At 51.0% G+C, this 13,367-nt stretch carries 10 protein-coding genes; 3 read left to right on the top strand and 7 right to left on the bottom strand.

What is annotated here, in order from left to right; all coding sequences use genetic code 11:
* Nucleotides 1-80 precede the first annotated feature (80 nt).
* Nucleotides 81-593 carry a hypothetical protein gene (locus AADEFJLK_RS10170; RefSeq protein ID WP_103974186.1) on the top strand — a complete coding sequence of 171 codons (513 nt, stop codon included), beginning with the start codon at nucleotides 81-83 and terminating at the stop codon, nucleotides 591-593.
* Nucleotides 594-841: 248 nt separating this feature from the next.
* On the top strand, nucleotides 842-1,183 hold the full coding sequence (locus AADEFJLK_RS10165) for a DUF2782 domain-containing protein (RefSeq protein WP_088618948.1): 342 nt from the start codon (nucleotides 842-844) through the stop codon (nucleotides 1,181-1,183).
* A gap of 327 nt (nucleotides 1,184-1,510) precedes the next feature.
* On the opposite strand, the gene AADEFJLK_RS10160 is transcribed toward AADEFJLK_RS10165, so the two are convergent.
* The 4 genes from AADEFJLK_RS10160 to AADEFJLK_RS10145 all read right to left on the bottom strand — a co-directional run bounded on the left by AADEFJLK_RS10160 (nucleotide 1,511) and on the right by AADEFJLK_RS10145 (nucleotide 5,940).
* Nucleotides 1,511-1,756, bottom strand: a complete 246-nt coding sequence (locus AADEFJLK_RS10160; protein ID WP_103974185.1) for a YlcI/YnfO family protein — start codon at nucleotides 1,754-1,756, stop codon at nucleotides 1,511-1,513.
* 21 nt (nucleotides 1,757-1,777) lie between these two features.
* A complete protein-coding gene (locus tag AADEFJLK_RS10155; RefSeq protein ID WP_103974184.1) occupies nucleotides 1,778-3,025 on the bottom strand; it encodes a TerD family protein in 1,248 nt (415 codons plus the stop codon).
* A 179-nt stretch (nucleotides 3,026-3,204) separates the two neighbouring features.
* A complete protein-coding gene (locus tag AADEFJLK_RS10150; protein WP_088618947.1) occupies nucleotides 3,205-4,398 on the bottom strand; it encodes a DUF1501 domain-containing protein in 1,194 nt (397 codons plus the stop codon).
* 36 nt (nucleotides 4,399-4,434) lie between these two features.
* The gene (locus tag AADEFJLK_RS10145; protein ID WP_103974183.1) at nucleotides 4,435-5,940 is read right to left on the bottom strand and encodes a DUF1800 domain-containing protein; all 1,506 of its coding nucleotides are present in this window, start codon (nucleotides 5,938-5,940) and stop codon (nucleotides 4,435-4,437) included.
* Nucleotides 5,941-6,488: 548 nt separating this feature from the next.
* Here AADEFJLK_RS10145 and AADEFJLK_RS10140 point away from each other — a divergent pair.
* Entirely contained in the window at nucleotides 6,489-7,823 is a 1,335-nt protein-coding gene (locus tag AADEFJLK_RS10140; protein WP_103974182.1) for an Ig domain-containing protein, read from the top strand.
* 489 nt (nucleotides 7,824-8,312) lie between these two features.
* Here the strand turns inward: AADEFJLK_RS10140 and AADEFJLK_RS10135 are convergent, their stop codons facing one another.
* The 3 genes from AADEFJLK_RS10135 to AADEFJLK_RS10125 all read right to left on the bottom strand — a co-directional run bounded on the left by AADEFJLK_RS10135 (nucleotide 8,313) and on the right by AADEFJLK_RS10125 (nucleotide 12,926).
* Nucleotides 8,313-9,527, bottom strand: coding sequence for a calcium-binding protein (locus tag AADEFJLK_RS10135; RefSeq protein WP_103974181.1), 1,215 nt, complete (start codon nucleotides 9,525-9,527; stop codon nucleotides 8,313-8,315).
* A gap of 251 nt (nucleotides 9,528-9,778) precedes the next feature.
* Complete coding sequence (locus AADEFJLK_RS10130; protein WP_088618230.1) at nucleotides 9,779-11,146, bottom strand: sigma-54-dependent transcriptional regulator; 1,368 nt, start codon at nucleotides 11,144-11,146, stop codon at nucleotides 9,779-9,781.
* A 4-nt stretch (nucleotides 11,147-11,150) separates the two neighbouring features.
* Nucleotides 11,151-12,926, bottom strand: a complete 1,776-nt coding sequence (locus AADEFJLK_RS10125) for a sensor histidine kinase (protein ID WP_103974180.1) — start codon at nucleotides 12,924-12,926, stop codon at nucleotides 11,151-11,153.
* Nucleotides 12,927-13,367 lie beyond the last annotated feature (441 nt).

Here is a 13,367-nt window from a genome sequence, read left to right as displayed (position 1 = left end):
CCGACACCAAACAAGCCATCCACTTGACAATAAATCAAACACCCTTAGTAGACCCACTAATCCAAGGAGGACGGCAAACGATGTTTATCACCACATTACCGATTATTTTTACCTACATCCATCTCTTTAGTGCCATAGAAGCTGTCGTGTTCTTGGCGGCAATCGGCGGCTTGGTGTATGTCTACACGCCCGAACCGCAACGCACCTGGCAAGAAAAGCCCGGCAAAAACTGGTACCAATTCCTCAAAGCCGCCTGGCTGGGCGAATTGCGCCTCTGGCGGGCGTTCTGGCCATTTTTCCTGTTCGTTAACGGTGTACTCTATTACGCCGACTACCGCATCGCCGCCGTCACCTACACCATCGCCAGTTGGAAAACCGTGCATGGTATGCTGTTCCTGCCAATTATTTGGTGGACTGTATCGGTCTGGCAGTGCACCCGCCACAGCCGCTATAAAGTGTATGGCGCACTGGCACGGACAATGACCATCGCCCTGTACCTGGACTTAGCCTTACGGATTTACCTCAGCAGCCAACACCCAAACACCCTATTCGATTGCCGCCTGCTCATCATGCAATACGGCGATTGCTTATAACAAAACCGGAGCGCGGGCATCTTGCCCGCACTCCAGCGAAACCACCCGCGCCGAGGCCATTTTATCCACACACTTAAATATCGCCAGCAACCCAACCTAACACGCTGATTTTCTGCCCATCCTGACTAGCGGGCGACCAAAAAACCGTCGCTTAACCCAGTGCATTGCGGTTAATTAGGGTTTAGTTCAGCAAATAACTAAAAACTGTACTAAGATAAGCCTGATTAACCCTGCTGGAGGCTTACCTTATGCGCCGTCTTATTCTACTGTTCCTGACCGTTTACCCGCTCTATACGCTGGCGGAAGATACCCCACCGCCCACACCCGAAAACGTGCCGGACGTACCCGAACCGCCCGCACAGGTAGAAAGCGGCGAAAACATGGAACCGGAAATCACCATCCTGCGCAGCGGCAAAAAGATCATCCAAGAATACCGTCGCGGTGGCCGCTTATACATGATCAAAATTGTCCCCGATATAGGTCCTGCCTACTATTTTCTCGACAACAATGGCGACGGCCTGTTCGACAGCCGCAACAGCGACTTAGACCGGGGCAGCCATGTTAATATGTGGAAATTGTTTGAGTGGTGACAGAAGGTGGGCTAAACGTTGATACACACGGTTATATCGTGCAATAGCCAAAGACTATGGCACTCCATTCGGTGCGGCTTTTCCAGCGGAGTGCAAAGCTATTGGCTATGTCACCGTTAATTGTGGAAGACTTAAATGACGTGGCTTTGTGTAAAAGCCACAATCCGCCTTAAATAAGGCTTTGCGCCGAAAATAAAAATTTTTCAACAATTAACGGTGACATAGTCAAGCTCTTTAGCCTTTGCCGAGGGCTTTAACCTCGCGCCTAACCCAATAGGTCAGGAGATACCCTTGCCATAACCCACGGTCATCAGCAAGGGCTGTCATTTACAGCTCATCACCTTGACAAGGCGGTTTCCCACCTTGGCGGGTCAGAATCTGCATAAAAGCCCCCATATCCGCCCGCTCGCGGCGTTCGGCGAAAAACTCGGCAGTATTCATCGCACTAATTTTTTCGGCAACAGCGGTTGCTATAAACTGGTTAACGCTGGTTCCGTCTTGTTTGGCAATCTCGTCCACCGCCTTTTTCATAGAATGGGGCAAACGCAAAAGGTATGTTGCGGCATTACTCATTATTCCACCCCATTAAGTCCCCTATATATTCAGAAAAAATTCTATAGTTTCTTGGATTTGCTCTTGGGAAACATCAATGTTCTGCTCGCGTTTAATGATACTTTTTAGCTTGTCTAAAATTTCGCCAGTCAATAACAGCCTGCCGATATTGCTGGGGCTTGTTGCTATAACTTGATCGCAATAGCTTTCCAATAACCCAATCCTGGTCATCCCATATCTTGAAACCAAAGCCAGTTCCTTAATATTTTTGCTATCAAAGCCATCTAATACATCAATGCTAAAAATAAGCTCTTGCTCAACAATGTCATGCGTTTCAACCTTAAACAAGATGAACTGAACCAAATTAGTCAGTAAAACGTATTTTATCCCCGAATAAGCGCCGTAAGATGAGGCTTGAAAAATCTGCTCTTCTTTTAATGCCATACCCGCTTTTTTGGCCTCAACAACAATAACATCCTTGCCATCAACCGATAAAACATAATCCGCCCTTCTGCCTTGTATTTTTACCTCAGCTCTCACTTCTTCCATCTTATAGCCTAAAACCTCCATAAAAATACGGTCTAATACCATTCTGGTATTGCTTTCATTGAGATTTTGTTCAACGGCATTCTTAATTTTGGGCAAAAACATCCCTATTTGCTTATTGATACGAATTTCGTTTTCTACCATCGCCTGATCAACGAAACGGTCGCCGACAGGCTGGGTATCACAAGACAGATCAACTCCGTAGGTTTGCGCCAACGCATCAAGCCCAGATTCAAACCCTTGCCCTAAAGCCCTAAATTTCCAAGTAGACTGATGCAAATACAACTCCCCCAAGGAAACTGAGGTTTCTCTATTAAGCTGATTAGGCTTATACACGATTGTCTTCTCGTTAAATGCGTCAGGTTCAAAAATGCGGATACAAAGCTCCCCCACACCACCAAAACATTTAGGTTCCCCTACGGCATTGTCTATGGTTGCCACAAATACAATTTTAGAGATATATGCGGGCAACTTGCTTAAGTTAATAGAAAACAACTGCACATCGTTATAATTATTAGGCTCCGTATCAAGCAGGATACTTTTGGAAGCGTCTTCTTTTTGATTATAAAAAATAAAGTCGCCATCGCCGCTGACCTTGCCTTCGGCATTAAGCAAAAAAGCACTCACATCTATATCGACTTGCTGCCCTGATTGGGTAATCCAACTGATGCCAGAAAATAGGTTTGACCCGGTTATTCCAGCTTGGGATAAGGAAATATTTTCTCCCTGTTGTAAATTTTTCATAGCATCTCAATAACTCAGCAATTAAAGGCAAACAGCCATTATAGGCCGCTCAGTGCTGACAATTCTATGAACTACTTCACAAAGTAAGAAAAAATAGCGAAATAATCCGTTTGGTGATTTAAGCGAAGAGTTCGCTCCTAGACCCTTGGCAAAGGCTAAAGACCTTTGCACTCCACCCCCTACAACAACCCCAACTGCACAGGCTTGGCATTAGGAAACACCGTCTGCACTTGCCCGGCAGACAAACCAAACTGGGTCTGAAACAACCCGCCCATAATATTGCGGTAATCATTCAGCACCGGATAATCGCGGTTTTCCAAGAGCATTTTCTGCTCGACCCGCAGTTGTTCGCCGACGATTTGCTTGCCTTTGATGCCGCCGCCTAACAGCCAGTACACCGTACCATGCCCATGGTCGGTGCCTTTGTCGCCATTTTCCCGAAAGGTGCGGCCGAATTCAGAAATCACCAACACCACGGTCTTTTGCCACAACGCCCCGCCCAGGGTGGTGGCAAATACGTTCAAGCCTTCGCCCAGCTTCGCCATTTTATTCGCCAACTGGCCTTCCGCGCCACCTTCGTTAAAGTGCGTATCCCAGCCGCCGACATCGACAAAGCCCAAATTAAACTTATCGCGCATCAGCAAGCCCATGCGCTGCGCCTCGCTGGCGAAGCCTTGCGAAGCAATCGCCCCCCGGCTGGCCATTTCCATTTCTTGCGCCAAGTTTTGCACCACATCCTGACGGGTTTCCATGCCTTCCTGGACATATTTTTGCAACGGGTGGTTCTGGTACATTTCCGCCAAAATCGCCGCCTGACGGTCGGCGAAGTTTTTCTTCGCCACCCCTTTTAAAGATACGTTAGGGATAATCACATCGCCTTTGCAACTGATCGGCAAGGCATTAGTGAAGGCCACCGGATGCGCCCCCGTCAACACCCCCGCCAAGCGGTTTAAAAAGCCGGAGCTATAATTGCTATGCCCCCCTAACGGCGGTGCAAATTCGATACTGTCTTGGGTTTCAAAATGGCTACGGGTCAGGTCATCCGTCCCGGCAAACGGGATAAACGCGGCTTGGCCTTGGTTATACAGCGGCAACAGGCTGTCTTTTAAGGCCGGATGTAGACCCCAGTCGGCGGTGAGCGGCAACACCGCTTTGCTGTCGGCGGGGTCGGGTTTGGCAATCGCCAAGGTGGGGCGGGATTCGTAATAAAAGCTGCTGCTGTACGGCACTAAAATATTGGCGGCATCGTAGCCGCCGCGCAAAAACACCAGCAAAAACCGCGTATCGGTAGCGGGTGCGGCATATAGCCCGGAACGCCAAGACAAAGCCCCCGCTGCCGCCGCGACAGATTTAAGAAATAACCGACGGTGCATAATAATCTCCAATCTCAGGGGGTAGTGACCCGCCCATCAATGATACATAAACTCAGGCGCAGACAGGAAAAACCCGTTCCATTCCGGTTGTGAGGTCGCTTTTGCCAAGGCGGCTTTGGTTTGTGCCGACCAATACGGCTCAAAGGCCTGATAATACAAGCGGTTGGTCAGTACGGGTGCGGTTAAGGTTTTCGGGTCAACACCCTGCCCGGTCAATGGGGCTTTGCCGCCGCCGATACGCTGGGCAATCTCAAACCGCCGCGTCAATTGCCCTGGGCTAAGCCAGTCTTTTTCGGTCATGCCGTAACCGTCCGGCGTGTCATGGCCGAACAAGGGTTCGCCCAAATCGTTCAGCCAATTGGCGGCAGGCTGCATATAGCTCATGGGGCGGTCTTCGTAAGCAAAACGTAAGGCCGAGACCACATAGTGCATCGGATCTTTCACCTTAGTGCCTAAAGAAGCGGTAAATGCCGGCGACTCGAACAACACCCGCAAGGTCGCGGCAATGTCGCCGTCGGTGGCGCTAAAGACCTTCACCATCCGCGCTTCCAAATCGGGCGGCGGCGCATCGGCAACCCAATAGACCGCCAACTTGTGGCAGATAAACCGCGCCGTGGCGGGGTGGCGCACCAACATATCCACGGCCTGCTCCACCTCGGCGAAACCGTTGCCTTTAATGGTCTTGCCCAGAAACACCTTGTCCGAAAAATCATGGCGGTTCGGGTTAAACTCAAAACCGCCGTCATGGCGGTAATAAGGCTGCATCTGTTCGCTCAAATGCGGGAAATGGTCGCTCCAGTTCATACCCACACCCGTTAAGATATGCGCCAAGGCCTGCACGTCCTGTTGCACATAACCGCCGTCCACCCCTAGGGTGTGCAGTTCCATCAACTCCCGCGCATAATTTTCGTTAATCTTATTGGCGGCATTTTGGGTATTGTCCAAATACACCAGCATGGCCGGATGCTGTAAGGTCGCCATGACCAAATCACGGAAACGGCCTAGGGCATTCGGGCGCAAGGCGCGGTCTTCATAATCGGCAAGCAGGATTTTCACCATCGGCGCTTTATCCCGCGCGACATTAAAATGGTTAAACCAAAACCACACCATCTGCTCTTTCAATTGCGCGGGCGAATACACCGCGCGTAACAAATGCCGCTGCATGGCCTCCAGCATTTTGCCGCCGACTTGCTGGTTAAGCAGTAATTTGGCGGGCTGGCGTTGCTCAAGCGGCAGTTTATTCACACGGCGGTTCTCGTCCTGCATCGCCAGCGCCGCCATTTTTGGCGGCTCTTGGGAAATGCGCATCGCCGCGATAAGATCAGCCACTGGGGCGGGTACATGATCATCAACATATTTTTGCAATTGCCGGTTCAAATACTGCGCCCTGCCCTGCGCCAAATACGCGGTGACCGTCGCATTGTCTATACCGTAAGTCACCCGGTTAAGCCATTTGACATCCTCCCCCGACAACGGCGCAGCCCGCCCTGTCGAACTGAACAAAACCCACAGTAACCCGATTAGTGTTAACGGCTTTATCATAACGTCCCCAAAATAGTGTCCTGGCCTTTATGACCTTTGCCGTCCAAGATAGTTGCAGGCCGACCGCCCCTAAAAGCCTTAGGAGCGCGGGCATCTTATCCGCACTCCCAGAAAATCACCTCATCATAGGTGCACACGCGCCTAACAAATGACAAGCAAGTTGCAAGCCTTGTCTGGACAAGCATTAACTGCCGCCTCCGCAACACGGGTAAAGTGCCGCCAAACCTGTTGGGACAGGGCTTAAAGCCAATCATACCCCCAACAGGCCAGCCAAATTACCCATAGGCTATTGCTGATTTACAGACACTTTCTGCTGATAGCCTGACCGAAGACAGGCCAGCCGCGTCTTTTTAACCTTTAGCAGTGCACCATCCCCTATCCCTCAAAACCATGCCTGCAAAATAAGTATGCCACCACCATAAACCCTACCAATTTTGCGGGAAAGACAGGCGGGCTTTATCTTAACGCCGCGTATTCCCTAGCGTCACAGGCCTTGGCATAGTTGCTGCTCTACCGCTAACAACGGTTCCATAACACGAGGATTTGCCATGAAAAAAACCACGACCCTCTGCCTTGCCCCTGTACTGTTGTGCATGTCAGCATTGGCCTATAGCAATACCATTTATACTTATAATGGCCCGAATCTGACGGGCACAGGCGACCATTTGTCCATCAGCTTTACCACGACCACCCCCTTAGCTCCCTCGAAAAGCTACATCACCCTACCTTCGGCCAATTTCGTCAGCGGCTATGTCACGGTCATGAACACTAACGGCATCGTCCCCGGCCTGAACACGCCTATCGAATCGCTACAAGTGCATACCGACAGCGCCGGCAATATCGACGCGTGGAACATCTTCGGCGGCATCAGCACCTTAACCGGGTTAGCGCCGACCATGCAAGGCACTGACACCCAAGCGTACTCCATGAACACGCTGGTCTTCATCCCCGGCTCGGACATTCCCGGCGCGGTCGGCTTGGTCACGGGCGCGTACAATTACGAACAAGCCACCATTGTTAACTTTTATAGCAGCTGTGCCAACGCACCCGCAGGCACTAACTGTACGCTAGCGGGTAACGGACAACCTTATGGCTATTCCTACAGCGGCATCATCAACCCCGCCCACACCAACGGTTCATGGTGGCAAATCAGCCAAGACAACACCAACCCGCCGCCCGCCACCATCAACTTTAACGGCACATTCCCTGCCGGAACCGTCGGAACGGCGTACAGCACCAGTCTGACCGTCACCAACGGTACACCGCCTTATGTATGGACAGCAACCGGCTTGCCCAACGGCCTGACTTTCAGTAATGGCAGCATCTTGGGCACACCCACCACCCCCGGCACTTACAGCGTCAATATTGGCCTAAGCGACAGCACCCAAGCAAGCGCCAGCCATACTTACTCGGTAGTGATTAACCCTGCCGTCGCCACTTGTTCTAACAAAGATGCCGTCATCACCTCGGTAGGACGCAACTTTATTGTCGTGAATGGTGGCCTGAACCTGGCCGACCATGTCTGGTACACACCATCAGCGGCAGGCACCACCTTTACGGGCGGCACCACCGGATTCTTGACCGGCGAACTGGTTGACTTTACTGGCACGTTAGATCCAGTAGCAGGCTGTTATGCCACCAGCATGACCGTCAAACCAGCCCCCACAGTGGGTAACTATACCGTTAAGGATGAAGGCCGCAAAAAAATCACCGCGTTTGGCGACCATTATGTGTTTGTCGGCACTAAAAAAATCATCTGGAACAGCACCTCCAGCTACACCTTAAATGCCGCACAAATCAAAGTCGGCATGATAGCCGAGTGGAAAGGGCTACGCGACAAGGCCACCGGCATTGTCTTAGCCAAGAGCTTAGTGATTAACTAAGATGATGAAAAAAAGGCTTCTGGTACTCGATCATCAAGTTTTTAACATTCGGATAAATAGTTCAGCTACTGGGTATTGAAAGTTTTAACAAATTAATTTAAAACAACAAGTTGCAATGGAATCCGGCTCCCTCCCCTGATGGGGAGGGCTGGGGTGGGGAGAATCTAAACAAGGCTTTTTTCATTAAACGGACTGAAATCAGTCTGATTAAAATCTCTGAGCTATATGTATAAGTCATTGATTTTATTCTCCCCACCCCAACCCATCAGGGGAGGGAGCCGTCTACCTTGACAAGCCTTGGCTCTTCGCTAATCTTTTCCACTATTTAGAGGTGACTTTATGAAAAACTTGATGATCGAGTGGTAGCATACCAGAAGCCTTTAAAAAGCCACCGCCAGTATCGGCGGTGGCTTAAGGGCGTAAGGCAAACCACTGGCCTTACCCCTCCAAGGCAGAATGCCGCCTATAATCTAGGCGGCAAACAGAAGCTTACACCAACCACACCCCGCCAGCGACGGACGTAGTGGCCAATTGGGCAGCGGTTACACCCGTTAATTGCACCAGCGTGTCCAGTGTACCCTCATCTTGGAACACATAAGTATTGCCAATATCCGTAAAGGCGACCGTTTCGCCCTGCGTCAAATTGGTTTGCAAATAAGTAAAAATATCGCCTAAATTTTTGCCTTGCAACGCTAAAGCAGAGCTATAGGTATCCGCATCATCAAAACTGATAATGCCATGGCTAATGGCGTGGCTATGGATAATCCCGGCATTAATGCCGTCCACACCCGTGGTATTGGCGGCGATAGCCGTACTGTCCAAATCCAATTGGTCAGAGCCACTGCTTTTGCCTAAGGTAAAGCCATTCACCACATCATAACTGCCGACCAAACTATCGCCTGCACTGATCTGCACGACATCTAACAGGCTTCTTTCTTCGCTTAAGACATTCGTATCTTTGCCTAAACCGCCGACGAAAGTATCGCTGCCATTGCCCCCGAACAAGAAATCATCGCCACTACCGCCCATCAATACATCACTGCCATTGCCGCCGCCCAGCCTATCGTTGCCGTCGCCGCCATCCAACGTATCATTACCCAAAGAACCGAGCAGCATATCGTTACCGTCACCACCGCTCAAGGTATCCGCCAGACTGCCGCCCATTAAGGTATCATCGCCAGCCAGACCGTTAATCGTGTTATTTAAGGTATCAATCCCCTGTAAACGGTCGTTAGCCGCCGTACCATTGTGATGGCTGGCAATATAAGCCAGCGTCCAAGTGGTATCGGTAAATTGGAATTGGCCGATAGCATCTGCGCCGCCGCCAAAAAAATCATTGACGGTAATTTGGTCGCCATTAGCGTACTCTAACACCAAACTGTGGTTGCTGCTGTCGTCATACAGCGCGGTCACGTCCGTAGACGCAATATTGCTAAACTTGACGATGTTTTGGGAATCGCCATTATCATAAATGGTATCGACACCGTCACCGCTGGCAAACAGATAAGTATCGGCGCCTTGACCACCCGCCAAGGTATCGTCGCCCAAGCCCCCTGTTAACACATCATCACCATTACCACCAAACAAGACATCGTTACCGTCCAAACCTGACAGCACATCATTGCCTTGATAGCCATAAATGATATCCGCTTGACCCGTTCCGCTCAGCGTATTGCTTTTTTGATTGCCACTAATAATAGCCATTGTTAATATCTCTCATTATAGATTACTGAAAAACCGCCTGCCCCAGCCATGGCCGCCTTAAACGCAGTAATAGAGGCTAAAACAGGCGGCTGTTATTGTTCTGTAAACGGATAGTTATACAGATAGTGCGGACTTTACCAAAAATTGATGACAAATACAGTGAAGTAACGAATTTTTTGACAAAAACTTACTTAAAGAACGGGGGATGCCCTAATTTCTGACTCACTAAAGCGTAGTCTCCGCAACCCATATCAGCCCGGAAAATACTTCTTTAGCTTATACCATAAAGACCGCTCGCTAATATCCAGCAACTGCGCGGCCTTAGCCTTATTGTCACCCGTTTGGCTTAACGCCTGTCCAATCAGTTGCTTTTCCAATTGCTCAACCTGCTGGTTAAGGCTGCCCAGCGTCGCCGTAGGACTCTGGGCTTGCGCCTGCGCGGGTGCCATATCCTCCAGCACATCACTGGGCAGATGGCCGATACCGATGGTTTTGCCGCCACTTAACACCACCGCCCGCTCCATCATATTCGCCAACTCACGGACATTGCCCGGCCAGCTATAAGCCTGCAAGCAGGCTTGGGCATCGGCCTCAATACCGTGACTGGCAAACCCGAAATCACGCGCATGTTTTTCGACGAAAAACGTCGCCAACGGCAAAATGTCTTCACGCCGCTCCCGCAACGGCGGCAAGGCGATGTTGAACACATTCAGACGATAAAACAAATCCTCACGCAACTTCTGGTCGACAATCGCTTGCCGGGGATTACGGTTCGACGCGGCAATCACCCGCACATCGACCGTAATGGTACGGTTACTACCCAAACGCTCCAAACTGCGCTCCTGCAATACCCGCAACAACTTCGCTTGCAGACCGATGTCCATTTCGGTAATCTCGTCCAAAAACAACGTGCCGCCGTCCGCCAATTCAAACTTACCGACCCGCTCCTTATTCGCCCCCGTAAACGCGCCTTTACTGTAGCCAAACAGTTCGCTCTCCAAAATATCCGCCGGAATCGCCGCGCAATTGATCGACACGAACAGCTCTTTGGCACGGGGGGAGGCATTATGGATGGCCCGCGCCACCAATTCCTTACCCGTCCCGGTTTCGCCTTGGATCAGCACACTGGTTTTGGTCGCGGCAACTTGCTGAATTTGCGTGTAAATTTGCTGCATGGCAGGGCTGTTGCCGATAAAGCCCTGCCAACCCTGCGCGACCGCTTGCCGCAAATAACGGTTTTCCCGCTGCATCTTGCCTAAGCGCAACGCCCGTTGCACCGAAGCAGTCACCGCATCCAACTCAAAGGGGCGGACAATATAATCGCTAGCCCCGTATTTCATCGCCTCCACGGCACTCTCCACCGTACCATAAGCCGTGACCACAATCACCGGCACCTCATTATTTTGTTCACGCAACTGCCGCAACAGGCCGATGCCGTCCAGTTCCGGCATCCGTAAATCCGTAATCACCAAATCGAACGTTTGCTCGGCCAGCATCGCCAACGCTTGCAGGCCATTACCCGCCTGCGCCACGCAATACTCCATCTGCGTGAGCATAATCTCCAATAAGCGGCGCATTTTTGGCTCGTCATCGACGACCAGAATCGTTTGTTTGGGCATTCTGTTAAATTTCCTGATGGATCATAGGTAAAACGACATGGAAACACGCGCCCCCTAACGGGCTATCAGTCACAAAAATCCGTCCCTGATGTGCCAAAACAATTTGCTGGACAACCGTCAACCCCAGCCCCACCCCTTCTTGCCGCAGGGTGAAAAACGGCTCGAACACCTTAGCCTTATTGGCATCAGTAATACCAGGGCCATCGTCACTGACGGTCGCCTCAAAACTGTCGGCATGGTTGCGGGTTGCCACCACAATATGGCCGCCCAGCTTAACGTGTTGGGTGGCGTTTAATAATAAATTTAAAAACACCTGAATGATGTGATCTTTATCACAATCCAAGTGTGAATTTGTCGCAGCCAAATCGGCGCTAATCTGCACCTGCCGCGCTTCGGCATGACTTTGCACCAATTCCAAGGTACGCCGGATAATCGCGTGGGCATCATTATAGGCAAACTGCGGCGCACGCGGCTTGGCACATTCTAACAGCATCGTCACCAAACCGTTCAGGCGCTGGGTTTCGCTCAGGATATAGCCCGCCATTTCCTGACCGATCTCGCTCAGCTCCGGTTCGCGCTGCAAAATTTGTGCAGACGAGCGCAAAATCCCCAACGGTGTCCGCACCTCATGCGCCATACTCGCCGCCATTTCACCAATCACTGCCAATTTGGCAACCCTGACCACATCCTGCCGCGACTGCTCCAAATGCTCAATCATTAACGCAAACTGACTACTTAAATCGGTAATTTCTTGGCTGGAATTGACCAGCGGCGGCACCACCGGCTTACCGAGCATAAAATCATGGGTAAACTTGGCCAACTGGACAATCGGGCGGGCAATTTTTGCCGACATCCAAAACGACACCACAATACCCAGCACCAAGGTCAAGCTTAAAAATGCCAGAATCGCCGCCCATAAATCCCAAACCGGCAACAGCGCGTTTTTACTGGGCTGGAGAATCAGCACCCGCCAGCCAAAGCCGCTAAACGAACGGTAGCCCTGCGAATTGGCATAACCCACCAAAACGGCTTCATGATGCAAAAAATCCACCGTCGTCGTCAGCGACCCCGTCATTTTCTGCCCCATCAACGGCAACAGCTCCGGCAAACTGGCAAACGGCAAAGGCCGACCTTGCAACACCGTTGACGTAGCGATCACCTTACCCGCCCCGTCAATCAGCAACGCATAGGTCGCCGAGTCTTTCAGGCTGAACGGCAACGGCGTATCCAACAGCCGGAACATCTCCCGCCAATCAAAACTGGCATACAACTGCCCCAGCGTACCGTTTTTAAAGGCATCGCGGATAGGGATGGAAAAATATAACTGCTCCAGCTCGGCATCCAGAAAATGCAGCGCGTGGGTATGGTCTTTATGGGTGACGCTAAGCCATGGCTCGGTATGCGGATACCATTCGCCGATCAGCTTCTTATCACTGGCGGAAATGATCTTGTCCTGATTGTCGACGACAAAAATCTGCCCATAAATGCCGCCATAACCGCTGTGCAGCTCGTTCAGGACATGCGCCAACCGCTTATCGACATCCCCCACCCGAATCTCCTGCATCACCTCCAACTGGCTCCACATCGTCATATTCTCAAACCGCTCAAACAACGCCGTGTCGATTTGCTGCATAATCGTCGACGCTTGCGACTGGAGCTTATTATCAATCTCCTCACGCAAAATCTCCCGCAAATGCACAAAAATCATCAACGTGATCAGCAACGCCGACGCCAAACTAATCAGCAGATAAGACATCAGCAAAGTATAACGGATGGTCATGCGGGTATCTCGGTCAGAAGCGCAGGAAAAAGAGGGGGATTAACCGTAGAGAGTATAAGGGCGATAGCCGCCGCGCGGCAAAAAAATTGCGGGGAAAGGGGGAATGCCTGCTTTTATGCGGGTCTGGCCGTTCGGTGCCGCGCGGTTGGCTTGGCGTGTCGACAGAATCCCCGGCTGATTATCGGGAGGGTAACGAAGAAGCCATGCGTATCCTTGGCTACTTGCTAATGCGCGCTATGGATTACGCCTTACCACGTTGCGGTAGCAACCGCCCTACTGCAACCCTATCAACTGTAGCAATTACATCAGCAATGGGTTAAGTGGCCCCCATTGTCCAGACAATATTTAGCCTAGTTTAAGATAGTGTCATTGCCATTGCAGCGGATTGGCGCTGCCCCGTTTCTCCGTTTGAAGCATTTCGTTTATCGCTAAAATGATCTG

This window comes from Methylovulum psychrotolerans, assembly GCF_002923755.1.
Lineage (GTDB): Bacteria > Pseudomonadota > Gammaproteobacteria > Methylococcales > Methylomonadaceae > Methylovulum > Methylovulum psychrotolerans.
This window is presented reverse-complemented; position numbering and strand designations above follow the sequence as displayed.